Below are 23,816 nucleotides of genomic sequence, written 5' to 3'. Positions count from 1 at the left end.
ATGGCTCAGACAACGTCCGACGGACCACTGCTGCAGGTCAGAAATGTGGATATTGAATACCGCACCCGTGAACGCCAGGTGCGGGCTACCCATGATGTCAGCTTTGATGTCTGGCCAGGCGATCGCTTTATTTTGCTCGGACCATCCGGGTGCGGAAAATCCAGCCTGCTAAAAGCGGCTGGTGGTTTTCTTGCACCGCGCGGCGGGGAAATGTTGCTGGAAGGACAACGTATTCGCGCCCCTGGTCCGGAGCGGATGATGGTTTTCCAGGAGTTTGACCAGTTACCGCCCTGGAAGACGGTGCTGGAGAACGTGATGTTCCCGTTGCTGGCAAGTCGCAAGGCTACTCGCCCGGAAGCCCGTGACACGGCACTGCATTTCCTGAGCAAGGTCGGGCTGGCGGACTTTGCCGATGTGATGCCGCATATGCTCTCGGGGGGCATGAAGCAGCGGGTGGCGATTGCCCGGGCGCTGGCGATGAAACCGCGTATTCTGCTGATGGATGAACCCTTTGCCGCACTGGATGCCCTGACGCGTCGCACGATGCAAGAGGAGTTGCTCGCCCTGTGGGAGGAAGAACGCTTTACGCTGCTGTTTGTGACGCACTCTATTGAGGAAGCGCTGGTGGTGGGAAGCCGAATTCTGGTGCTATCGCCACACCCTGGCCGGGTACGTGCTGAACTCAATTGCCATCAATATTCCCTGAATGACTACGGTAGCGAAGCGTTTCAATATGCCGCCCGTCATATTCACGATTTGTTATTCCCGACCACGGCGAACGACCCGCGGCCCGAACAGAAACAGGAGCGTGCCTATGTCGCAGCCACCTTACATTCGTCCTGAGTTTGAGCGTGAGCTTGCGCCGCTGCGCGATCTCCCGGTTGAGACGCCGCTACCGCTGGGCCAGCGCTTATGGAATCAGACATGGCTGCGCAAATCATTGATTCTACTTTTGGTACTGGCGTTATGGGAACTGGCCGCGCGGGTGGCGCAAAACGATTTGATGTTGCCAGGCGTGGTGCAGACAATGCATGCTCTGGCAGAGGACATGCGTAACGGCGAGTTGCCGGAGAAGATCGTCAACTCGTTTAGCACGTTATTAAAGGGCTATTTGATTGGCAGCGTACTGGCCCTGTTGGCGAGCGCGCTGGCAGTGACCACGCAGTTTGGCCGTGACCTGCTGAGCACGCTAACGGCGATGCTTAACCCATTACCCGCCATTGCGCTGTTGCCGCTGGCGCTGTTGTGGTTCGGGCTGGGGAATGTCAGCCTGGTGTTTGTGCTGGTACATTCGGTGATGTGGCCGATTGCGCTTAATACCTGGTCAGGGTTCAGTGGCGTGCCGGAAACGCTGCGCATGGCCGGGCGTAATTATGGGCTGAGTGGTCCACGTTATGTTTTAACCATTTTGATCCCGGCGTCACTACCGTCGATCCTCGCCGGGTTAAAGATCGGCTGGGCGTTTGCCTGGCGTACACTGATCGCCGCTGAGCTGGTGTTTGGCGCCTCAAGCGGCCAGGGCGGGCTGGGGTGGTATATCTTCCAGAACCGCAATGAATTGTTTACTGACAGGGTATTCGCCGGGCTAGTGACGGTGATTGCGATTGGCCTGCTGGTGGAAGGGGTGGTGTTTGCCACTCTGGAGAAAGTGACGATTAAGCGCTGGGGAATGCAGCGTTAGCGTTTTCTCCTCTTCTCTACAGGGCAAGGGGCCGATCGCGCGCTCTGTATCAGCCGTAAGAGGGAAGAATGATCCAGGTAGAAAGAGCCGATCCGCTATCGGCAGACTCGCAGGCGCTTATTGAAAAACTCTCTGCCGTGCTTGCACGCATCACCGGCAGCAGCGGCAAGCGATCTTTTAACATTGATGACCTGCAATCCGCGCGTTCAGTATGGGCTCTGGCCCGAAACGCGCAGGGTGTTGCGATAGGCTGTGGCGCTATTCGCCCGTTAACCCAGGAAACGGCGGAACTGAAAAGGATGTATTCCACGGGGAGCGAAGCGGGGGTGGGCAGCGCAATACTGTGCTTTCTGGAAGAGGCGGCAAGGGCGCTTGGCTATCGCGAAGTTACCCTCGAAACGCGGCGCGTCAACCACAAGGCCGTGGCGTTTTATGAAAAGCATGGCTACACCGTTACCGAGAATTACGGTGTCTATATTGGCAGGGCTGAGGCGGTCTGTTTTATCAAGCGCCTGTAAGGTCCGGGCAAGGCGCTACGCACTGGCAGTAGCGCGCTTATCTCATTACTTGCGCAGCAGCTTTTGCAGCCGTTTTTTCTGCCACCCGCTAATCAGATTGCCAAAGACAAAAACACGCAGCCCACGCACCACCAGTAATGCGCCCCAGATGGCCGCCACCCAGAGCGACCAGACGCTCTCTGGCGAGGTGGTGCGATTGAGGATATAAAGTAAAACGCAGACCACCACCGCGGTTAATATCGAGCGGTACAGGCGGCTCTCTTCTTCCAGTTGCTTTCTGGCTTCCGTAATGCGCTGATCCAGCGCTTCATCGCCTTCGCTTTGTGTGCTGCCGGACAGTTCGCTAACGCTCACTTCAAAAACGGCAGCCAGGGCGCTGAGTGTTTCCAGGCTTGGTTGCTCCTGGTTTTCAATGCGCTGTATGGTGCGCACGCTTAATGCAGCCATTTCCGCCAGTTGTTCCTGTGACCAGGCACGGGCAAGGCGAAACTCTTTCACTCGATTGGTACTCATCAGAATGTCTCCGTGGTAAGCAGGATGACAGCGTCGCCCAAAAGCGAAAATAGCGACACGACATACACCCGACAGTAACCTGACAGCGGCATGACACGGCGCTTGCCGACCCACTTTGCTCCCTGATGTCCCGATATTCAAGCATAACGCGTGATGCGTTTTTCTCGGTTTTCTTCTGCCGCAAATACACGGGTTTTTGCCGGAGGGCTTCTCAAGTCATTTAGGCAGATACTATAAACGTCTTCAACCACTTAAGTCACAGCTGACTCGTTTTCCCGCATGACAACCACAGCGACATCTATGTGCCCCCCTGGCGCAGAGCGTGCAGCGAGGGGGTTGAGTCCCCGCTGAAATCGGTGAGACGAAGACCCGATGACAAGGGCAGGCCGCCAGGGATGGCGGACTGAGGTTTGTCGAGACAGGACAAAATCGTCCGGAACGATTTTGAACAACGCAACGCGTTGGCCCGAAGGGCGAGCCCCAGGGATGGGGCGAGTAACTCGAGTCAAACCGACCGCAGGCAGCGGGGCGGGAGGCGAACGCAGTGCGAAGCACCGATTTCTTTGCGGGGCCGCGGGGATTGTAAAGGGGAACGCGGTGTTCCCCTTTACCCGTTCACGTGTTCGGGAGGTCCATTTCGCCATGAACGTAAGGTGAACGGAATCCACCACCTGAGCCGTATATTCCCCTCACCCCAACCCTCTCCCGGGGGGAGAGGGAGAAATCCGATCGCAGAACGGGTTATTATCCCGTGCGTCTCAATGGCAGGCGATATTGCGTGCCTGCTCACGACGCCTTTTTGGCGGCCCTGACTTTCTTGCTACGCCGTGCCGTAAATGTTAAAAGGTGCGGCTTTACGAAAACACGAAAAGGGGAAAGACGTGAAAAACGCGTCAAGGGTATCTGAGCATTCAGCAGATACCGCGTCGGAATCGGGGCCGACGCTGCAACGAGGACTAAAAAACCGCCATATTCAATTAATCGCCCTGGGGGGCGCTATCGGTACCGGGCTGTTTCTGGGTATCGGTCCGGCAATTCAGATGGCGGGGCCCGCCGTGCTGCTGGGCTATGGCGTCGCGGGCATCATTGCTTTCTTAATTATGCGCCAGCTTGGTGAGATGGTGGTTGAGGAGCCGGTATCAGGTTCATTTGCCCATTTTGCCTTTAAATACTGGGGACCTTTTGCAGGCTTCTTATCCGGCTGGAACTACTGGGCGATGTTTGTGCTGGTGGGCATGGCGGAACTGACCGCCGCCGGCATCTATATGCAGTACTGGTTTCCCGATGTCCCCACCTGGATCTGGGCTGCCGCCTTTTTCATCATTATTAATGCGGTCAACCTGGTTAACGTGCGTCTGTATGGCGAAACCGAGTTCTGGTTTGCCCTTATCAAAGTGCTGGCGATCATTGGCATGATCGGCTTTGGCCTGTGGATGCTGTTCGGCGGCCACGGCGGAGAAAAAGCCAGCTTTGACAATCTCTGGTCTCACGGCGGCTTCTTCGCTACCGGCTGGAACGGCCTGATCCTCTCCCTTGCGGTAATTATGTTCTCTTTTGGCGGCCTGGAACTGATTGGGATCACGGCGGCAGAAGCCAGCGAGCCGCACACCACTATCCCGAAAGCGGTCAACCAGGTGGTCTATCGCATTCTGCTCTTTTATATCGGTTCCCTGGTGGTTCTGCTGGCGCTTTATCCGTGGGTTGATATCAAAGCGGATAGCAGCCCGTTTGTGATGATCTTCCATAACTTGAACAGCAACCTCGTGGCATCGGCGCTGAATTTTGTCATCCTGGTGGCCTCACTGTCGGTCTATAACAGCGGTGTGTATTCTAACAGCCGCATGCTGTTTGGTTTGTCGGTACAGGGAAATGCGCCGGCGTTCCTGACCCGCGTCAGCCGTCGCGGCGTGCCGGTGAACTCACTGTTCCTCTCCGGGGCGATCACGTCTCTGGTGGTGCTGGTTAACTACATCCTGCCAAAAGAGGCGTTTGGACTGTTGATGGCGCTGGTGGTGGCGACGCTGCTGCTGAACTGGATCATGATTTCGCTGGCGCACCTGAAATTCCGCGCCGCGATGCGCCGTAAAGGGCGCGATCCCCAGTTTAAGGCGCTGCTCTATCCCTTCGGCAATTATCTGTGCATCGCCTTTATGCTGATGATCCTCATCCTGATGTGCACCATGGACGGCATGCGCCTGTCTGCTATTCTGCTGCCGGTGTGGATCCTCTTTCTGTTTGCTGCTTTCCGCCTGTCACGCCGTTCTGCAAAACGCGCGTAATGATCGCTGCCTCGCCGGATCCGGCGGGGCATTTTCTCCCTGGTAAATTTATCGTGATTGATCTCCCACAATTGCGTCAGCGCGCAGGATAAATAAATTGTAATCGATTACTTTTCTTCTTGATGCGTTTTGTAATCGATTACTTTTTAAGGGTGAGGCAAAAAAATGGTGTCAACAACCGAAAGTAGTGGAAATCTGGTCCAGCATCGCCTGCTGGTACCACGGCTGTCGCTGATGATGTTTTTACAGTTTTTTATCTGGGGGAGCTGGTCTGTCACGCTCGGTCTGGTGATGACGCAGCACAACATGTCGCTGCTGATTGGCGACGCATTTTCCGCCGGGCCTATTGCGTCTATTCTGTCGCCGTTCGTGCTCGGCATGCTGGTGGACCGGTTCTTCGCCTCGCAGAAAGTGATGGCGGTGATGCACCTGGCGGGGGCCGCGATTTTGATGTTTGTGCCGCAGGCCCTGGTGGCGGAAAACGGCGCCATGCTGATTGCGCTGCTGTTTGGCTATACGCTGTGCTACATGCCTACACTTGCGCTGACCAACAATATTGCCTTCCACAGCCTGAGCAATATCGATAAAACTTTCCCGGTGGTACGCGTGTTCGGCACCATTGGCTGGATTGTGGCGGGGATCTTTATCGGCGTAACGGGCATTTCCTCCAGCGTGACCATTTTCCAGGTGGCGGCAATCTGCTCCGTAGCGCTGGCGCTCTATAGCCTGACGTTGCCGCATACGCCGGCACCCGCTAAAGGGCTGCCTGTCGCTATGCGCGATCTGTTCTGTGCCGATGCATTTGCCTTACTCAAAACCCGTCACTTCTTTGTTTTCTCGCTCTGCGCGACGCTGATTTCCGTCCCACTCGGCACCTATTACGCCTATACCGCCTCGTATCTGGCGGATGCCGGTGTGGCGGATGTGAGTACCGCCATGTCATTCGGCCAGATGTCTGAAATCTTCTTTATGCTGGTGATCCCGCTGCTGTTTCGCCGTCTTGGCGTGAAGTACATGCTGCTTATCGGCATGTGCGCCTGGTTTGTGCGTTACGCCTTTTTTGCCCTCGGCGTCAGTGAGGAAGGGCGCTTCCTGCTCTATCTCGGCATTTTGCTGCACGGTGTCTGTTACGACTTTTTCTTCGTCGTCGGCTTTATCTACACCGACCGCGTGGCGGGCGAAAAGGTAAAAGGCCAGGCGCAAAGCATGATTGTGATGTTTACCTATGGCATTGGCATGCTGCTGGGCTCACAAATTTCCGGCGCGCTGTACAACCGCCTTGTCGCCGGGCAGACACTGCCGCAGGCGTGGGTGACCTTTTGGTGGATCCCGGCAATTGCCGCGGCCGTTATCGCGCTGATTTTCCTTCTTTCTTTTAAATACAACGACCAAGAGCACGCATAAGCTGTGGGAGGTGCTATGAAAACCATTCAGGGGCCGGGGATTTTTCTGGCGCAATTCATTGGGGAGAAACCGCCATTTAATACGCTTGAAGGGCTGGCCGGTTGGGCGGCAGGGTTAGGGTACAAGGCGCTGCAAATCCCCTGTAACCATCCGGCGATTTTTGATGTCGAACAGGCGGCGCAAAGCCAGAGTTATTGTGATGATGTGCGCGGCGTGCTGGCGGAGCGCGGTCTGGTGATTAGCGAGCTTTCCACCCACCTTGAAGGGCAACTGATTGCGGTACACCCGGCTTATGACGCGGCGTTTGACGGCTTTGCACCCGCGGCGCTGCGGGGAAACCCGGCGGCGCGTCAGGCCTGGGCTATAGAAAAACTGTTTCAGGCGGCGCGTGCCTCAAACAACCTTGGGTTATGCGCCCATGCGACCTTCTCCGGCGCGCTGGCCTGGCCTTATCTCTACCCGTGGCCGCCCCATAACGCCCTGTTATTTAAAGAGGCGTTTGCTGAATTAGCCCGCCGCTGGCGACCGGTGCTGGACCGCTTTGATGAACAGGGGGTGGACCTGTGCTATGAAATTCACCCCGGTGAAGACCTGCATGACGGCGCCACTTTTGAGCGTTTTCTTGACGGCGTAGGCAACCACCCGCGCTGCAATATCCTGTACGACCCGAGCCATCTTCACCTGCAACAGCTTGATTATTTGGCGTTTATCGATATCTATCATGAACGCATCAAAGCTTTTCATGTGAAGGACGCGGAGTACCGGAAGGAGGGCCGCAGTGGCGTGTATGGCGGCTATCAGAACTGGGTCGACAGGCCCGGCCGTTTTCGTTCGCCGGGCGATGGGCAAATCGATTTTGGCGCGGTGTTCAGCAAGCTCACCCAGTACGGCTATGACGGCTGGGCGGTGCTGGAGTGGGAATGTTGCCTGAAAGCGGGAGAGACCGGCGCGCGGGAAGGGAGCGAGTTTATTCGCCGCCACATCATCCCCGTGTCGGCATACGCGTTTGATGATTTTGCCGCCGGGCAAGAAGACCGGGGTAGTGTGCGCAACATGTTAGGACTGGGGAGTATGGAATGATTCAGGTCGGGATTATTGGCACCGGGTTTATTGGCCCGGCGCATATTGAAGCTATTCGGCGGTTGGGCTTTGTTGAGGTGGTGGCGCTGTGCGATGCGGATCTGGCGGACGCGCAGCAAAAGGCGCGGCAGCTTGGCGTGCCGCACGCCTATGCCAGCGTGGAGGCACTGCTGGCGCATCCGGGGTTACAGGTGGTTCATAACTGTACGCCGAATCATCTGCATGCAGAAATTAACCGCCAAATCCTGCGGGCCGGAAAGCATCTGTTTTCGGAAAAACCGCTGTGCATGACCGCCGAAGAGGCGCGTGAACTGGTGGCGCTTGCCGAACAGGCAAAGGTGGTGCATGGCGTCAGTTTTGTCTATCGCCAGTTTGCGATGGTTCAGCAGGCGGCGAGTTTGCGCCGCTCCGGGCGGCTCGGCAGGCTATTTTCCGTCTACGGCAGTTATCTGCAAGACTGGATGCTGCTGGAAACGGACTATAACTGGCGCGTCGACGCGGCAACCGGCGGGCCATCGCGGGCGGTTGCCGATATCGGTTCGCACTGGTGCGATACATTGCAGTTTGTCACCGGACGGCGCATAACCCAGGTGATGGCGGATCTCTCTATTGTCTGGCCGACACGCAAAGCCAGTCGCGGGGCTGCAACCTTCACTTCTACTCAGCAGGCCGCAGAGGTGGAGGACAAAACCGTGACTACCGAGGATGCCGGGTCGGTGCTGGTCCGTTTTGATGATGGCAGTAAGGGCTGTTTTAGCGTGTCGCAGGTGAGTGCGGGGCGGAAAAATCGCCTCAGTTTTGAAGTAAACGGTAGTGAGTGCTCACTGGGTTGGGACCAGGAAGTGCCACAACAGCTTTGGATTGGCCACCGCCAGCAGCCTAACCAGATACTGACCGATGACCCAGGGCTGATGTCGCCGGATGTCGCCGCCAGCGCCCATTTCCCCGGCGGGCATATCGAAGGCTGGCCGGATGCGTTTAAGAATATGATGCTGAATTTCTATCGCGCGGTGCAGGACGGGAAAATGCCAGCCCGCGATGAGGCGCGGTTTGCCTCGTTCTATGATGGGGCCAGCGTGATGTTTATTATCGATGCCATCCTGCAAAGTCACCAGCAGCAAAAGTGGGTGACAGTGGCCTGTTGAGGTAGGTCGCTCTGGGCGGGTTGTCCCGGATAAGGCCTGGCCGCATCCGGGACAACCCTGGCGGCGCTTACGCCTGCCATGCTATCCGGATGCGGCACCAGGTGTGCATCGTGCATGCCATCCGACGTTGTGGTAGCCTGCTAGCCAGACGCTAACCGCAGGAAATATCGACGTTATGTCCATTCAGAAAATCGCCAGGCTGGCTGGCGTTTCCGTCGCGACCGTTTCGCGCGTGCTCAATAACAGTGAATCTGTTAAAGAAAAAAACCGCGAGCGCGTACTCAAAGCCATTGCCGAAAGCAATTATCAGCCGAACCTGCTGGCGCGCCAGCTTCGCACCGCCCGCAGCTCAATGATTCTGGTGCTGGTTTCCAATATCGCCAACCCGTTTTGCGCCGAGGTGGTAAAAGGGATTGAAGAGGAAGCGGAAAAAAACGGCTTTCGTATCCTGCTGTGCAATACCGGTTCGGACATGGCGCGCTCCCGCTCGGCGCTGAACCTGCTTTCCGGGAAAATTGTCGACGGCATTATCACCATGGACGCCTCCTCGCGCTTGCCGGAACTGGCGACGCTTATCGGTAACGCCCCCTGGGTGCAGTGCGCGGAATATGCCGATGACGGCGATGTCTCCTGCGTGGGCATCAATGATGTTGGCGCCGCGCAATGTGTGATTGATCGGTTACTGGCGCGCGGCTGTCAGCGTATCGCGCTGATTAACCACGATCTCAGCTATAAATATGCCCGCTCGCGGGAAGAGGGCTACCACAGCGGACTTAAGGCGCACCAGTGCGAATATGCGTTTGTTAAGTATGCCAGCGACCTGAGTTTTAGCGCCGGGAAAGCGGCCATGCAGGCGCTGCTGCGCCACACTGAACGCCCCGATGCGGTCTTTGCGGTGTCGGATACCCTTGCGGCGGGGGCCGTGCTGGCCATTCACGAAGCCGGACTGAAAATGCCGCAGGATATTGCGGTGGTTGGGTTTGATGGCACAGAACTGGCGGAAATGGTGACACCGCCGCTGACGACCGTTTATCAACCGTCAAAAGAGATTGGTCGCAAAGCCGTGGGGCTGCTGCTCAATAAAATCGATAACCCCGAGGCCCCGGCGGAGAGGATCATGATGGACTGGCAGTATATTTCCCGCGCCAGCGCCTGATAATATTGATGTGATTTTTTTGCCAGCCTTTTCGCTGGCTTTTTTATACCCTGGGAGCTTTGCCATGAACCGGCAACGACAAGCAGAACTGTTTCTGGTCATCACCACCATCATTGCCGCCTGCGGCTGGATCTTTTCCCGCGAGGCCATCTCCGGGATGCCCGTATTTGCCTTTCTGGGGCTGCGCTTTTTAGGCGCGGCGCTGGTATTGCTGCCATTTTGTCGCGGGCAGCGTATTGCGCTGGCAAAATTGCGCCAGGTCTTTATCAGCGCGTTGTGGATGGCACTCACGTTGTGCCTGTGGATTTGGTCGGTGTCGACCACGCCATCGCTGGGCGAGGGGGCATTTATCATGAGCCTCTCTATGCTGTTTGTGCCGCTGGTGGCCTGAGCTATGATGGGCGTGCGTCCGGCCCGCGCCTATTGGGAGTGCCTGCCGCTCGCCTTTATTGGCCTGGCGCTGTTAAGCCTGCATACGCCGATTGTCTTTCATCCCAGCCAGGGCTGGTTTTTGTTGACCGCTTTTGTGCAATCCATTTCGTTTTGCTACACCAGCCGCATTGCCCGTGATGTCCCGCTACTCCCGCTCACCACGGTGCAACTGGCGGTGACGGGGGTTGCGGGCGTGTTGATCTCACTTTTATTTGAACACTGGACGCAGCCGTTTACGGGCACCACTGCGCTGTGGCTGGTCGCCAGCATTCTGATTGCCACCAGTCTGCGCTTTGGCCTGCAATTGCAGGGGCAGAAATATGCCGCTGTCGCCAGCGCTGCCATCATCATGGTGCTCGAACCGTTGCTGACGGTGATCGTTGCCGCCCTCTGGTACAGCGAACGTCTGCCGCTGCAAAAAATTATCGGCGGCGTGCTGATTCTTGTTGCTCAGATCTGGTTTCGCTGGCGGCTGGTGGCACGCCTGCCGTCTAAAATCTAATCCCCTCAGTTTGCCGGGCAGCGGGGGGCGAGCTGCTGGCGCGCGCCAATCGCGGCGACGGCAAGCATCAGCATCATCACGATCTCTGCCACTAAAAACCCGCCCAGCGCTTCGTTGTAGTTGCCCTGGGTGAGGTTGAGCAGATGCAAAAACAACCCGCCGAGTACTGCCGGGCCCAGGCCCAGCGTGGCCTGTTGCAGCGTACTGAGAATCGCGCTGCCCGACCCTGCGTCCTGAGTGGCAATGTCACGCATCCCGATACGGTAAAAACTGTTCACGATCAGCGCCTGGCCGTAGCCAATCAGCGCGGTAGAAGGCGCAAGGTTTACGGCGTTGAGGTGCCCATGGGTCAACCAGAGCGTGGCGAACAGCGCCAGCAGGCCGCTTACTTGAATCGCGATGCCACTCAGCAGAATGGTACGTACGTTGTGGCGGGCAATCAGTTTCGGCGCATACCACGCCGAGGCGAAATAGGTCACCCCAAGCACAACAAAACTGTTACCGGACTGCCACGGCGCCATGCCTACGCCTGCCTGTAATGTCAGCGCCATACAGAACATAAAGCCGGACCAGGCGCTGAAAAACAGCAACGCAATTAACAGGCCGAAACGGATGCTGGGCAATTTGAGTAAACGTGGCGGCATCAGCGGATGCAGCCCTTGCTGTTCCTGACGCAGCGCGCCGGCACGCATCCACAGTGTTAGCGGAATGATCGCCAGTAATGCCGCCTGGCTTTGCCATGGCCAGCCTAAATCCGGGCTGAGGGAGAGCGGGAAGAGCAGGCAGCATAAGATCAGCGCCAGCGCGAAGGTGCCCTGCCAGTCAATGCGCGTTGGGGTTTCATTGCGGGTTTCCGGGATATAGCGATGGCTCAATGCCAGCACCAACAGGCTTATCGGCACGTTAATAAAAAAGGCGTTTCGCCAGCCGAGCCCGGCGATATCTGCCGACACCAGCCAGCCGCCACCCATCTGCCCGATGATAAACGCCACGCCGCCAATCCCCCCATACAGGCTGATAGCGCGGGCATGGGCCGTACCTTTGAGGGTCACGTGCAGCGTTGCGAGAATTTGCGGCATGATCAGCGCCGCGCTCATCCCTTGCAGGGTACGCGCCGCGAGCAGGGCGGTGATGGAGTTGGCGATACCGCACAGCAGCGAGGCGATCCCGAACAGCGCCACGCCCCATAAGAACATTTTGCGGCGGCCAAAGTTATCACCCAGTTTACTCCCCATTGCCAGGCAGACGGCAAACGCGACGCCGTACAGCGCAACAATCAGAGAGAGTTGCGTGGTATTGGTGTGCAGCGAAAGCGTGATGGAATCAAGGGCGACGTTGGTGATCGAGGTATCGATCAGCGGCAGCATTTGTCCGGTCAACAGTAATAACAAGCCCGCACGACCGGGTGAAACAGCAGACGTATTCATGGTAACTCCATTGCGTCATTCATCGGATAGACGTAGCATCGCTGATACGAAAAACGGGTACCAGTTCTTGCTTATACTGGTACTGGCAATACCATGCTGGAGGTTTTATGAGCCTGATGTCGGAACGATCCCCTCTGTTGAGCGTCCAGGATGAGAACCGCAAACAGCTCGGCGCGTTTTTACGCTCCCGCCGGGAAAGCCTTGACCCGCAGCGTCTCGGTCTGCCGCGCAGTGGGCGGCGGCGTACGCCGGGCTTAAGGCGTGAAGAGGTGGCCTTGCTCGCAGACGTTGGCGTGACCTGGTATACCTGGCTTGAGCAGGGCAGGGATGTTAACCCGTCGGCCAGCGTGATGCAGGCAATCGCCAATGCGCTGGAGTGTTCGGCAACTGAAACCCGCCACCTGTTTTTACTGGCGGGGCTGACGCCTGCGGAAACGCCTGTGGTGCCGCAGTGTGAAGGCATCAGCATCGGGACGCGTAAAATGCTTGATAGCCTGTTACCCCAACCGGCCAGCATCCAAAAATCCAATTTTGATATTGTGGCGTGGAATGATGCTTTTTCGCGGATGATGGGTGTTGATTTTCACCAAATACCAGAAGATGAGCGCAATTGTATTTATCTCTATCTGACCAACCCGACCTGGCGTAGCCGTATTGGGCGTAAGGAGAGTGTGCTGCCGACCTTTGTTGCCTATTTCCGGGCGGCGATGGCGGAACATCGGGGCGACCCGCAGTGGGAAGCGAAGCTGGCGCGCTTTTGCGCAGTATCGGAAGAGTTTGCCTCGCTGTGGCATAAGCGCTACGACGTGCGAGGCGTTGAAAATCAACTGAAAACCTTTACCCACCCTGAATTAGGCGAATTTTCTTTGCAGCAAATGTACTGGTTTTCAGCGCCGCGTAACGGCTCGCGGCTGCTGGTCTATTTACCGATAGATGAGCGGGGCGAGCAGGCGCTGGCATGGCTGGCAGAGCACGCTTAGCCGCTTCTCAAAGATAGAGTTTTCCGGCCAGGACCGTATGCGACTGGCCTGCCAGCGCTACCCGGCCTTCTGCGGTGAGCGCAATCTGCAATTCGCCGCCGCGCGGTGAGGCCTGCCAGGCACTGAGGGTACGCTTATCGAGACGCGAACCCCAGTAGGCCGCCAGCGCGCAGTGCGCGGAACCGGTCACCGGATCTTCATTTACCCCCACCCACGGCGCGAAGTAGCGAGAGATAAAATCATATTTGCCATTACCGGGTGCCGTAATGGCCACGCCGCGTCCGGGCAGTGCGCCAAGCGCCTGGAAGTTGGGTTTGAGCTGCTCAATGACCTGCGCGTCTTCCACCACAATCATCGCTTTCGGGCCAAATGTCCCGCTGGCAGAGACGTCACTGGCGTTGAGACCCAGGGCGTCCAGTAAAGCGTTATCCGGCGCATAATGCATATCCGGTACTAAGAGCGGGAAATCCAGTTCGATAGTGTCAGGGCGGGCGGTGGCTTTAAGCGGGCCGGAAAGGGTGGTGAAGACAACGCTTTCTCCAACAGCAAGCTGCCCGGTCTGGCGCAAAATATGGGCCGTGGCGAGCGTGCCGTGACCGCATAAATCGACCTCAGCCTGAGGAGTAAACCAGCGCAAGCGGTAATCATCGCGTGCCAGAAACGCGGTCTCAGAGACGGCCATCTCTGCCGCGATCTGCTGCATGGTGGCCGTTTCAAGCGCCTGGGGCGTGATGCATACACCCGCCGGATTGCCGGAAAAAGGGCGTGTGCTGAAAGCATCAACCTGGTAAATCTCAAGTTCCACTGCGCGTGCTCCTGTTGGAAAACAAAACGCTACGGTAACGCGTTTTCGTTTTTCCGAACAGTCAGCGCGGACGCAGACGTTGCTGATCTTTTTTCGCCAGCGTGTCGACCACCAGATCCCGCGAGTCGTTGATCAGATCGACAAGCAGAGCGTCGGTGATATCCTCGCCAGCAAAGATGGAGATCCAGTGCTTTTTATTCATGTGATATCCCGGCTCAATGCTGCGATAAATTTGTTGATTGAGCAGGGATTTTTGCGGATCTGATTTCATGGTCACCATAGGCCGACCATGAGCGGTGGTGATCATCATGAAAATCTTGCCGCCGACTTTGAAAATGTCGTGTTCCGGGCCAAACGGCCAGCACGGTTCAGTGAACGGTAGTTCCAGCGCAATGTGACGTGCGGTCTCTTGCAGGGTTTTACTGTCCATCGCAGTTATCCACGGTGAGCGCGCGCCACATGGCTTCAAAGCCCAGCCGTTTGGTCTCTTTTGCTTTTTGCGGGTCGCGATTGGCGAAATCCATTGTGGTTTCTGCCAGCGTCAGAAAAATGGCGTCGCCAAAGGGTGAGAGCGCTTCGGAAAGAAATTCAGGCCTCACCGAGCGGTGGCAGATTTCATGTAGCTCAGGGAACATATCGATAACCTGCTGGCGCGTTTCCGGGGTGATTTTTTCGCTCACCGAAATCTGGCGAATCGCGTTATGTGCCGACGGGTGACGGATGCCCCAGTCGATATAGCTGTTCCAGATAGATTGGGTATGTATTTTGGAATTGCTGTGCGACCTGTCGAGGCTGTCGATCATGGTCTGGCAAAGGTCAGATTTTAAATGCAGGTAAAGCGCATTGAGCAGATCGTCTTTGGTGGCAAAATAACGAAACAGGGTGCCTTCAGCCACGCCCGCGTTACGGGCAATCACCGCGGTCGAGGCGGCAATACCGGTTTGCGCGATAGCGACAGCCGCCGCATCCAGTAATGCTAATTTCTTATCTTCACTCTTCGGACGAGCCACTACACTTTTCCTCATATATTTTGAAAAACCACGATTGAACCATGCCCACTGTGACGCTGCAACGCTGAACATCAAAGATTGAAAATCATCTTGACGACTTTCTATTCATTTCTATAATGAGTGCTTACTCACTCATAATCAAGTCCAGTCTATTTCAATGTGCCAACGGAAGGGACATTTTCTCGGATCAGGGTATGCATCGTCTCTTACTTAGCGTGGTTCTTATTATGCTCGTTGTATCTGCCGCCAGTTTGCCTTTTGTTTTGAACGCCGGATTTGGTCAGCGCCCGCAGGGTGAGCAACTGACCAGAGTTGAGCAGTCCCCGCACTACCGGGACGGTGAATTTCATAACCAGTTGTCTACGCCCAGCTACACGGGGCAAAAAAGCATGGTGGCGGCAATGTGGGAGTTTTTAACCACCCGTCGGGAAAATGCGCGCCCGCAGCAGCCGTTGCCGATGGTGAAGACAGATCTGGCAAGCCTGCCGCTGGAGCAGGATACGGTCGTATGGCTGGGCCATTCATCCTGGTATCTGCAACTGGCCGGGAAACGCATTCTTATCGATCCGGTGCTCAGCAATTACGCCGCGCCGTTCTCGTTTCTGAATAAAGCCTTCGACGGTGACTATCCGTGGACGGCAGAGGCCATGCCGGAGATCGACCTGCTGATCATATCCCATGACCATTACGACCACCTGGATTACGCCACCATCAGGGCGCTGATGCCAAAAATCAAACGGGTGGTAGTCCCGCTGGGTGTGGGATCGCACCTGCGTTACTGGGGCATGAATCCGGACATCATCCAGGAAGCGGACTGGCAACAAAAAATCACGTTTAGCAATGATCTGGAGGTGCATGTGCTGCCTGCACGGCACTTTTCAGGGCGCGGTCTGAAACGTAATCAGACGTTGTGGGCGAGCTTTATGTTCGTCACCCCGGATCGCAAGCTCTATTACAGCGGCGATACCGGTTACGGGCCGCACTTTAAAGCCATCGGCGAACAGTTTGGTTCGGTTGATCTGGCGATTCTTGAAAACGGTCAGTACGACCAGGACTGGAAGTACATCCACATGATGCCGGAGGAAACGGCGCAAGCAGCGGAGGAGTTAAATGCGCGGGCGGTACTGCCGGGCCACGCCGGACGATTCGTGCTGGCAAAACATACCTGGGACGATCCTTATAAACGTCTGGCGGCGGCAAGCCTCGGCAAAGGGTATCGATTGTTAACGCCCACCCTCGGCGAAGCGGTGCATGCGGCGGATAACGCCCAGCAATTCCGCGCCTGGTGGGAATAACGGTTTATTTCGAAGAGCAGAGAGGGGGAGCGCTGTATGACTATTTCCGCTCAGGTTATCGACACTATCGTCGAGTGGATCGACGACAATTTACACCAACCATTGCGTATTGATGATATTGCGCGCCACGCCGGGTATTCAAAGTGGCATCTGCAACGGCTGTTTTTGCATTACAAAGGTGAGAGTCTGGGGCGCTATATTCGCGAACGTAAACTGTCACTGGCGGCGCGGGATTTACTCAATACCAATGATAAGGTCTACGATATTTGCCTGAAATATGGCTTTGATTCGCAGCAGACCTTTACGCGGATCTTTACCCGCACGTTCAATCAGCCGCCGGGCGCCTGGCGCAAAGAGAATCATCCGCGCGCGCATTGACGCATAAGCCCGGTGGCCTAAGGTCAACCGGGTTTTTTTTGGCCTGGATGACACCGCCCGGTGTACCGCTTCTCTCTTTGTGGCAAGGGGAAAAACATCCCGGATGGCGGCGCAAGCGCCTGATCCGGGCTACGACCCTACGAACCCTTAAGCCAGCGAAAACCAGCGGCGCCAGATAAAGCGCACCACGTAGAACTCGATCGCACCCAGTAACAGAAACCACAGGCAAAACAACACGGTATAGAGCTGATTCAGGTCCTGAAAATGGAAGGTATCCAGCAGTTTTTGCGCCAGTACCAGCCCCAGAGAAGGGGCGGGTAGCAGCAATACCGAGATGAAAGCCATCAGCAGAATACCTGCCGCGGTGGTTAATGTTTCCAGTGGGTGCTTCATGACAGTTAATCGCTTGTTAAAAACGACATTGTCCGGGAAAGTGCGTAAGGGTGCAATCTCCCTGCACCGTTCTAGCCCGCCGCCCAAATCTCGGTGTGTTTTTGCACCAGGCCGATCAGCGAGCCGCCGTCGGCGACAAAATCGCGCATCATTTGCGATTCGCTCTTCCCTCGTTTGACGAAATTCATCAGCTCGGAGATAGCGCTGCCTGCGTTGAGCTTATCTGCCCATGGCGCAACTTTTTCCAGCATCCGTTCGATGTCGTCGGCTATTTTACGCTGCTCGCCGGTGTGGACATCGGTAATGATCCCCTCCAGACCAAAACGGCAGGCCTGAAAACGGTTGAATTTGTAGAGCAGGTAATCGCGCTCCTGATGTTTGAACGGGCGCTCTGCCAGCAGCCAGTGGGCGATAGCCTGAATAAATCCAGTGACATTAATGGCATGCGCCAGGGTCAATGGCGTATCCATTACCCGCACTTCGACGGTGCCAAAATGGGGGCTCGGGCGAATATCCCAGTGCAAATCTTTAATGCTTTCAATCATGCTGGTGTAGCTCAGGCGACGAAATAACCCTTCAAACTCTTGCCAGTTACTGACCCAGGGCATGGGGCCATTATCCGGAAAAGAGGAAAAAATATTCAGACGCGATGAGGCGAAATGGGTATCGGTGCGCTGCACGTATGGGGAAGCGGCGCCAAGCGCGATAAAATGCGGCACAAAGCGCGATAAGCCATGAAGAAGATAGATGGCGTCATCGCCACTCGGACAACCCACATGCACATGTTGGCCGAAAACGGTCGCCTGCTGCATCAGGTAGCCAAACATTTCCAGCGTCCGGTGATAGCGTTCATCGTTGCTGATCTCCTGACGCTGCCATTTTTGAAAAGGGTGCGTGCCGCCGCCGCAAATCTGTACGTGATGCTCGTTTGCCGCCTGCAAAATAATCTGCTGCATAGCAGAAAACTGATGTGCCGCCTGATTGATGTCGCGACAGACCCCTGTCGCAATTTCCAACATACTTTCCGTGATGTCGTGCTTGACCTCACCGGCTTTGACCTGTGCTTTTACCGCATCGATCAGCCGCGAGGAGTCCTGACTAAGGTCGTATCCCGGTGGGTTAACGACCTGCAACTCAAGTTCAATGCCCAGGGTAAAAGGAGTGGAAACGTGAAAGTCGGGTAGAGGCATATTTTCTTATCCTTTCCTTGTGAGGTTGGGATTAAGTATAGGCATGCCCTCTAAACCCGCCTTTATGCGAACTATCCGATTTGCTCCAGTTGCCCACGCAGCACTTCCACGCCGGGCACGATGGCATCCGGATTGATGGCGTGAAACCCCATCCGGAAATAGTTATCCGGGGGGGCGTCGTCAAGAAAATGCCGCGCCCCCGGTTCAATTAATACCCCCGCATGGGCTGCACGCCAGGTGAGTTGTTGGGTACTGATATGCTTTGGCGTACTCAGCCAGAAGGCGTTGGCATGTTCGCTGCCACCGAAGGTTTTGCATTCGGGCAAAAAGGTTTGCAGCGCGTTATGTAAGGTATCCCAACGGCGCGCGGAGTCTTCGTGGTAGCGGCGCAGGTGCGTCTCGTAATGGCCCTGAGCCAGAAAATGGGCCATTTGATATTGAATGTTGGTTGGTGGATGGCGATACACCAGGCGGCGCAACGCACGGGCTTCGTCGATGATTTCCGGAGCAGCCACCATAAAACCGAGTCGCAGACCTGGCGAAAGGGCTTTTGACAGACTGCTGACATAGATAACGCGGCCGCTGCGGTCACTGGCTTTCAGCGCCGGTAACGGATTTTGCGTAAAGTTACTTTCCGAGTCGTAGTCATCTTCAATGATCACCGCGTCATGCCGGGTAGCGTATTCGAGCAACTGGACCCGGCGCGCTTTACTCATGGTGACGCCCGTCGGCACCTGATGGCCCGGCGTCACGTAGTAGTAATCACAGGGCGTTTCGCCCAGCACAATACCTTCTTCATCAACCGGATGCGGAACGATATGGGTATCGTTAAGCAGAAAGGTGTTGATCGCTTCACGAAATCCCGGATTTTCGACCGCCACACGCGTCTGCCGGGACATCAACAGGCGGGTCAACAAATAGAGGGCGTTCTGTGACCCCAGCGTGATGAGGATTTCGTCCGGAGCGGCCACGATACCGCGTTTCGGCAGCACCCGGGTGCGGATCTGCTCAACCAGCATGGGCACATCCTGATCGATATGGTCGATAACCCAGGAGGGGTCTCGCACGCCGCCGTGCAGCCAGTTTGCCGCAGCGCGCCAGAAGGCGAGGGGGAACTGTTGTGTGTCCGGCTGGCCGTAAATAAACGGGTAGCGATAGTGCATCCAGCCAGCCGGTTTGAGGATAGATTCCTGCTGGCTGGGCGTGATTTGCAGGCGGTTGCCCCATCGTGGTGCAGCGCTTTCGCATTCAGGTGCAGTTTGCGACACGTTTTGGCCGGCGTGGTAGTAATCCGGGTGCAGGTAATACCCACTGCGTGGGCGGCTGACCAGATACCCTTCGTTGACCAGGCTTTCAAACACCAGCGCCGTGGTATTGCGAGAAACATTAAGCTGACCAGCCAGTTGGCGACATGAGGGAAGGGGCGTATCGGCCGGAAAAATGCCGCTGAGGATGGCGTTTATCAGTGATTCACGCACCTGTTCCTGTAACCCACGCTGACCATCAAAATTGACATGCAAAAGGTGACGAATCATGACGCACTCCGCTGGAAAAGACATGGATATATTTGAGCAAATTCCATACCAGCTTCCCGTTATCTGACACATTCATTTGCCGAAACTGGCTCTATTCAGAAAGCAAAAAGGCTCCCTATTGTAAAAACGCAGTCACAAAAGCGCGGTCAAGAAACGCAGTCGGCATATTTATTGCAATAGTTCCAGCATGTCTGGGATGAACCTTTCTGGCATATTTAATTAAGGGTAGAGAAATGAAAAAAGTATTCGGCAAATATTGTCTTGCAGCCATGTTCACTTTGGCTTTTTCTTTACACGCAGTCGCAGCAGATTTACCCGAAATCGAAAAGTCTGGCACGTTGAAAGTGGCGACCGAAGATGACTATGCGCCCTTTAACTTTATGAAGGATGGTAAATCGGAAGGGTTTAACAAGGATATGCTCGACGAGTTGCGTAAATACGCAAAATTCAATATCAACCAAAGTATTTTACCCTGGACGGGGCTGCTCGCCGCTGTCTCTACCGGACAATACGATATGGCGTTAACCGGTGCGGTGATTACCGATGAACGTCTCAATGTATTTAATTTCACCCCGCCATGGGCGTCTGCCCAGCATTATTTTGTGAAACGCGCAGATGATAAAACATTAAATACCATCGCCGATTTGAGCGGTAAAAAAGTGGGCGTCCAGGCGGGTAGCGCATTACTGGCGCGTCTGCCGGAACTGAAAGCGATGCTGGAGAAAGTGGGCGGTAAACTGGGCCCGGTTGTGGAATATCAATCTTACCCGGAAGCCTATGCCGATCTTGCCAACAAACGCGTCGATTACGTGATTAACGTGGTTATCTCCGTCAACGACCTGGTGAAAGCGAAGCCGAAAGTGTTTGCCAAAGGGCTGCCGGTCTCTGGCCCAGGCTACATGGCATGGCCAATCTCCAAAAGCTCCCCGGAATTACTGGCGTTCATGACCAAATTTATGAATCACATGACCGAAACCGGCAAGCTGGCTGAGTTGCAGAAAAAATGGTTTGGCGAAACCTACGATCTGCCGAAAGAGCCGATCACCAGCGCCGATCAGTTTCATAAGTTAGCGGGTTTATAAGTTCAATGCGGCGGGTAACCGCCGCCAGTTAGAAAAGGGGGCACCATGGATTCAATGGCATGGCAGTTATTAATTGAAGGCGCATGGACGACCCTCTGGATTTCGGGCGTGGCTATCGCGTTCGGGGTGGTCATCGGTCTGGTGATCGCCTTTATTCGAATGATGAAAATCCCGGTCGTCGACCAGGTGCTGGTGGTCTATATCAGTCTGGCGCGCGCCACACCGCTGGTGACGCTGGTTCTGTTCCTGTTCTTATCGCTGCCGACGCTTGGGATAAACCTGGATAAAACGGCGGCGGCGATTGTGGCGCTGACGTTGAATACCTCCGCCTTTAATGCCGAAATCTGGCGTAACGCATTTCGTAACTTCCCTCGAGAACAGCGGGAAGCTGCCGAATCTGTCGGTATGCGGCGCTGGACCTATTTCCGTTACATCATGCTGCCGCAGATGTGGATTGAAAGCCTGCCTGCGCTGGTCAATGAGATGTCTTTCCTGATTAAAGGCAGCCCGGCGATAGCGATAATCGGTGTAGTAGACCTGACCCGCGTCACCAATCGCATCTCTTCGGTGACCTATGAACCTCTGTCGCCCATTCTGGCGGCGGGATTGCTCTACGTCATTATTATCGGCTTGTTGCTGAAATTGCAGGGCATGGCGGAACGTAAAGCGAAGCGCCTGGCGCGATAAAAGCAGGAGGGTATATGAGTCAGTGGAGTATTGTCTGGTCAGCACGCGAGAGTTTTTTTAATGGCCTGCTTTCAACGCTTGAGCTGTTTATTATTGCAGCCGTTGTCGGTTTATTTATCGGCATTTTGCTGTGCTACATTATGGAATACCAAAATCGCGTTATTGACAGAGTAATTATTGCTTTCGTCAGCCTGATGCGTGCTGTTCCCTTTTTGATTCTGGCCTATCTACTTTATTACGGTCTGCCGCAGTTGGGTATTAGTATGGAAGCCTGGACTGCCGGTCTGTTGGCGCTGGTGATTTATCATGGTGCCTATTTCTTCGAGATATTACGCAGCCAGCGTCGTATATTTTCCGCGGGTTATATTGAAGCCGCTGTGTCGCAGGGGTTTTCTCGCTATAAAATCTTTCAGCGTATCGTCCTGCCTAATATTTTCTCTTCTGCGCTGCCGCTGATGGGTAACCAGTTAATTATCTGTCTGAAAGACACGGCTTTCCTGTGCATTATTACCGTACAGGAGATCACCGCCGCCGCGAATAGCGTGCAGTCGACGTATTTTATTCCGTTTAACGCCTTTATCGTCGCCATTGCGCTGTACTGGGGCATCAGCATTTTACTTGAATTGCTGATTAAACGACTAAGCCAATATGGAAACAAGCGAGGAATGACCCATGCCTGAACAAAGTGCGGTTAGCGTTAAGAATCTGTCCAAGCAGTTTGATAACGTTGAAGTATTGCGTGATATCAACCTGACGGTGGAGAAGGGCACGGTGGTGAGTATCCTCGGTTCTTCCGGTTCCGGGAAATCGACCTTGTTGCGCTGTATGAACTGGCTGGAGCAGCCGGATCGCGGCGAAGTGCGCATTAGCGGTCAGCGGCTGGGTATTGATGACGCCTCAGGCAAGGCCATGTCACATAAAGAGTTGTCCAAAATCCGCGAACGCGTGGGAATGGTATTCCAGAGCTTTAATTTGTGGCCGCATCTGACGGTGTTACAAAACGTCACCGAAGCGCTGATCCACGTGAAGGGCATGAAGCGGGACGCGGCTGACGAGATTGGTCGTCGTCAGTTAGATAAGGTCGGGATGAGCCATAAAACGGATGTGTATCCGATTACCCTTTCCGGCGGACAGAAACAGCGTGTGGCGATTGCCCGTTCGTTGGCGATGTCGCCAGAGGTGATCTTGTTCGATGAACCGACATCGGCGCTGGATCCTGAACTGGTCAATGAGGTGCTGGGAGTGATGAAAAACCTCGCCGCCGAAGGATACACGATGGTGGTGGTAACGCACGAGATGGATTTTGCCCGTCAGGTGTCGGACGAGGTGGTGTTTTTGGAGAAAGGGTTGCTGATCGAGAAGGCATCGCCAGAGAAGTTCTTTACCAATCCGAATTCGGACCGGGTACGTAAGTTTTTGCAGTCCAGCCGCTAATGTCCCTTCTCAAGGATAGACCCGGTAATCATCGCGTTACCGGGGAATAGCCTGGATGCGGCGCATGCGCCTTATCCAGGCTACCACAGATATCTTAATCCCGGTCAATGGCAAACGGCTGCCAGGCCTGACGCACCGGCATGACTTCCACCCGGTTAATATTCATATGGTCTGGCAACGTGGCGATGTAGAACATCTGTTCGGCGATATCCTGTGCGCTAAGCGGCGTGGTGCCACGGTATAAGTTATCGGATGCCGCTTGATCGCCTTTGGTGCGAACCAGCGTGAATTCGGTTTCCGCAATACCCGGCGCCAGATCGGTCACCCGCACACCTGTACCCAGCAAATCGCAGCGCAGGTTATAGCTAAACTGTTTCACAAACGCTTTGGTTGCGCCATAAACGTGGCTGCCCGGATAGGGCCATTGTCCGGCAATCGAACCAATATTGATGATACTCGCCCCTGCGCCATGCTGAATCAACGTGGGCAGCAGCGCGTGAGTCACATTGACCAACCCGGTGACGTTGGTATCAATCATGGTCTGCCAGTCTTCCAGCTCAACGTTTTGTGCGGGTTGCGGTGAAAGCGCCAGCCCGGCGTTATTGATAAGCGTGGTGATATCGGCGAACGCGGGTGGGAGCGCGGCAACGGCCCGCTTCACTGCATCTTTATCGCGTACATCCAGCTCAATAATGTGAACGGGTACTTCTGCCGCCAGCGAATCCTGCAATGCCTCAAGGCGTGCCAGACGGCGTCCACTTAGTACCAGCGACCAACCTGCTTTGGCAAAGACCCGCGCGGCGGCTTCGCCGAACCCGGATGTCGCGCCGGTAATAAAGACCACTTTCTTTGCTGTTGTCATCTCTCTCTCCTGTGCTGGTTTCTTCCGC

24 protein-coding genes and 1 pseudogene are annotated in these 23,816 nt (G+C 55.4%); 16 read left to right on the top strand and 9 right to left on the bottom strand.

What is annotated here, in order from left to right; all coding sequences use genetic code 11:
• The 3 genes from MRY16398_RS21450 (at position 1) to MRY16398_RS21440 (ending at position 2,199) form a co-directional block, all read left to right on the top strand.
• The gene (locus tag MRY16398_RS21450) at positions 1-843 is read left to right on the top strand and encodes an ABC transporter ATP-binding protein (protein ID WP_125125145.1); all 843 of its coding nucleotides are present in this window, start codon (positions 1-3) and stop codon (positions 841-843) included.
• Positions 815-1,681 (top strand): ABC transporter permease, encoded by an 867-nt coding sequence (locus MRY16398_RS21445; RefSeq protein ID WP_041852236.1) that lies wholly within the window; start codon positions 815-817, stop codon positions 1,679-1,681. The genes MRY16398_RS21450 and MRY16398_RS21445 overlap by 29 nt, the downstream gene beginning before the upstream one ends.
• A 68-nt stretch (positions 1,682-1,749) precedes the next feature.
• Positions 1,750-2,199, top strand: coding sequence for a GNAT family N-acetyltransferase (locus tag MRY16398_RS21440; protein WP_125125144.1), 450 nt, complete (start codon positions 1,750-1,752; stop codon positions 2,197-2,199).
• A gap of 45 nt (positions 2,200-2,244) precedes the next feature.
• On the opposite strand, the gene MRY16398_RS21435 is transcribed toward MRY16398_RS21440, so the two are convergent.
• Positions 2,245-2,712, bottom strand: a complete 468-nt coding sequence (locus tag MRY16398_RS21435; protein WP_041852234.1) for a helix-turn-helix domain-containing protein — start codon at positions 2,710-2,712, stop codon at positions 2,245-2,247.
• Between the two features lie 881 nt (positions 2,713-3,593).
• On the opposite strand from MRY16398_RS21435, the gene pheP reads away from it, so the two are divergent.
• The 6 genes and pseudogenes from pheP (at position 3,594) to MRY16398_RS21405 (ending at position 10,710) form a co-directional block, all read left to right on the top strand.
• On the top strand, positions 3,594-4,991 hold the full coding sequence (gene pheP / locus MRY16398_RS21430) for a phenylalanine transporter (RefSeq protein ID WP_041852233.1): 1,398 nt from the start codon (positions 3,594-3,596) through the stop codon (positions 4,989-4,991).
• A gap of 165 nt (positions 4,992-5,156) precedes the next feature.
• Entirely contained in the window at positions 5,157-6,395 is a 1,239-nt protein-coding gene (locus MRY16398_RS21425) for an MFS transporter (protein ID WP_041852232.1), read from the top strand.
• Between the two features lie 15 nt (positions 6,396-6,410).
• On the top strand, positions 6,411-7,475 hold the full coding sequence (locus MRY16398_RS21420) for a sugar phosphate isomerase/epimerase family protein (RefSeq protein ID WP_125125143.1): 1,065 nt from the start codon (positions 6,411-6,413) through the stop codon (positions 7,473-7,475).
• Complete coding sequence (locus MRY16398_RS21415) at positions 7,472-8,620, top strand: Gfo/Idh/MocA family protein (protein WP_125125142.1); 1,149 nt, start codon at positions 7,472-7,474, stop codon at positions 8,618-8,620. The genes MRY16398_RS21420 and MRY16398_RS21415 overlap by 4 nt, the downstream gene beginning before the upstream one ends.
• A gap of 175 nt (positions 8,621-8,795) precedes the next feature.
• On the top strand, positions 8,796-9,776 hold the full coding sequence (locus tag MRY16398_RS21410) for a LacI family DNA-binding transcriptional regulator (RefSeq protein WP_125125141.1): 981 nt from the start codon (positions 8,796-8,798) through the stop codon (positions 9,774-9,776).
• A gap of 64 nt (positions 9,777-9,840) precedes the next feature.
• Positions 9,841-10,710: pseudogene (locus MRY16398_RS21405) on the top strand (DMT family transporter).
• A gap of 5 nt (positions 10,711-10,715) precedes the next feature.
• On the opposite strand, the gene MRY16398_RS21400 reads toward MRY16398_RS21405, so the two are convergent.
• Positions 10,716-12,137 carry an MFS transporter gene (locus MRY16398_RS21400; RefSeq protein WP_125125140.1) on the bottom strand — a complete coding sequence of 474 codons (1,422 nt, stop codon included), beginning with the start codon at positions 12,135-12,137 and terminating at the stop codon, positions 10,716-10,718.
• A gap of 107 nt (positions 12,138-12,244) precedes the next feature.
• Here MRY16398_RS21400 and MRY16398_RS21395 point away from each other — a divergent pair, with 107 nt between their 5' ends.
• On the top strand, positions 12,245-13,117 hold the full coding sequence (locus MRY16398_RS21395) for a helix-turn-helix transcriptional regulator (protein WP_041852226.1): 873 nt from the start codon (positions 12,245-12,247) through the stop codon (positions 13,115-13,117).
• Between the two features lie 7 nt (positions 13,118-13,124).
• Here MRY16398_RS21395 and MRY16398_RS21390 read toward each other — a convergent pair whose 3' ends face one another.
• The 3 genes from MRY16398_RS21390 to MRY16398_RS21380 all read right to left on the bottom strand — a co-directional run bounded on the left by MRY16398_RS21390 (position 13,125) and on the right by MRY16398_RS21380 (position 14,932).
• Complete coding sequence (locus MRY16398_RS21390) at positions 13,125-13,922, bottom strand: PhzF family phenazine biosynthesis protein (protein WP_071193924.1); 798 nt, start codon at positions 13,920-13,922, stop codon at positions 13,125-13,127.
• A 61-nt stretch (positions 13,923-13,983) separates the two neighbouring features.
• On the bottom strand, positions 13,984-14,352 hold the full coding sequence (locus tag MRY16398_RS21385; RefSeq protein ID WP_071193923.1) for an MmcQ/YjbR family DNA-binding protein: 369 nt from the start codon (positions 14,350-14,352) through the stop codon (positions 13,984-13,986).
• Positions 14,342-14,932: a TetR/AcrR family transcriptional regulator gene (locus MRY16398_RS21380; protein ID WP_041852223.1), complete on the bottom strand. Its 591-nt coding sequence runs from the start codon at positions 14,930-14,932 to the stop codon at positions 14,342-14,344. The genes MRY16398_RS21385 and MRY16398_RS21380 overlap by 11 nt, the downstream gene beginning before the upstream one ends.
• Positions 14,933-15,126: 194 nt before the next feature.
• Here MRY16398_RS21380 and MRY16398_RS21375 point away from each other — a divergent pair, with 194 nt between their 5' ends.
• Together MRY16398_RS21375 and MRY16398_RS21370 are read left to right on the top strand one after the other, a co-directional pair.
• Positions 15,127-16,227 (top strand): MBL fold metallo-hydrolase, encoded by a 1,101-nt coding sequence (locus MRY16398_RS21375; protein WP_125125139.1) that lies wholly within the window; start codon positions 15,127-15,129, stop codon positions 16,225-16,227.
• A 36-nt stretch (positions 16,228-16,263) separates the two neighbouring features.
• Positions 16,264-16,605, top strand: coding sequence for a RamA family antibiotic efflux transcriptional regulator (locus MRY16398_RS21370; RefSeq protein ID WP_041852221.1), 342 nt, complete (start codon positions 16,264-16,266; stop codon positions 16,603-16,605).
• Between the two features lie 147 nt (positions 16,606-16,752).
• On the opposite strand, the gene MRY16398_RS21365 is transcribed toward MRY16398_RS21370, so the two are convergent.
• From MRY16398_RS21365 to pdxR, 3 genes are all read right to left on the bottom strand, one after another.
• A complete protein-coding gene (locus tag MRY16398_RS21365) occupies positions 16,753-16,998 on the bottom strand; it encodes a DUF1158 domain-containing protein (RefSeq protein WP_041852220.1) in 246 nt (81 codons plus the stop codon).
• Between the two features lie 71 nt (positions 16,999-17,069).
• On the bottom strand, positions 17,070-18,188 hold the full coding sequence (locus MRY16398_RS21360) for a YbdK family carboxylate-amine ligase (protein WP_125125138.1): 1,119 nt from the start codon (positions 18,186-18,188) through the stop codon (positions 17,070-17,072).
• Positions 18,189-18,259: 71 nt separating this feature from the next.
• On the bottom strand, positions 18,260-19,723 hold the full coding sequence (gene pdxR / locus MRY16398_RS21355) for a MocR-like pyridoxine biosynthesis transcription factor PdxR (RefSeq protein WP_125125137.1): 1,464 nt from the start codon (positions 19,721-19,723) through the stop codon (positions 18,260-18,262).
• A 233-nt stretch (positions 19,724-19,956) separates the two neighbouring features.
• On the opposite strand from pdxR, the gene MRY16398_RS21350 reads away from it, so the two are divergent.
• Genes MRY16398_RS21350 through MRY16398_RS21335 form a run of 4 tightly spaced genes read left to right on the top strand, consistent with a single transcriptional unit; the run spans position 19,957 to position 22,926 of the window.
• Positions 19,957-20,805, top strand: a complete 849-nt coding sequence (locus MRY16398_RS21350; RefSeq protein ID WP_041852217.1) for a transporter substrate-binding domain-containing protein — start codon at positions 19,957-19,959, stop codon at positions 20,803-20,805.
• 45 nt (positions 20,806-20,850) lie between these two features.
• On the top strand, positions 20,851-21,492 hold the full coding sequence (locus MRY16398_RS21345) for an amino acid ABC transporter permease (protein WP_041852216.1): 642 nt from the start codon (positions 20,851-20,853) through the stop codon (positions 21,490-21,492).
• A gap of 14 nt (positions 21,493-21,506) precedes the next feature.
• Complete coding sequence (locus tag MRY16398_RS21340) at positions 21,507-22,172, top strand: amino acid ABC transporter permease (protein ID WP_041852215.1); 666 nt, start codon at positions 21,507-21,509, stop codon at positions 22,170-22,172.
• A complete protein-coding gene (locus MRY16398_RS21335) occupies positions 22,165-22,926 on the top strand; it encodes an amino acid ABC transporter ATP-binding protein (protein ID WP_125125136.1) in 762 nt (253 codons plus the stop codon). The genes MRY16398_RS21340 and MRY16398_RS21335 overlap by 8 nt, the downstream gene beginning before the upstream one ends.
• 94 nt (positions 22,927-23,020) lie before the next feature.
• On the opposite strand, the gene MRY16398_RS21330 is transcribed toward MRY16398_RS21335, so the two are convergent.
• Positions 23,021-23,788, bottom strand: a complete 768-nt coding sequence (locus MRY16398_RS21330; RefSeq protein ID WP_107222512.1) for an SDR family NAD(P)-dependent oxidoreductase — start codon at positions 23,786-23,788, stop codon at positions 23,021-23,023.
• Positions 23,789-23,816: the final 28 nt, after the last annotated feature.

It is taken from the genome of Phytobacter sp. MRY16-398 (assembly GCF_003925915.1).
Classification (GTDB): Bacteria; Pseudomonadota; Gammaproteobacteria; order Enterobacterales; family Enterobacteriaceae; genus Phytobacter; species Phytobacter diazotrophicus.
Note: the sequence above shows the minus strand (reverse complement) of the source record. Positions and strands in the feature narration are given on the sequence as shown.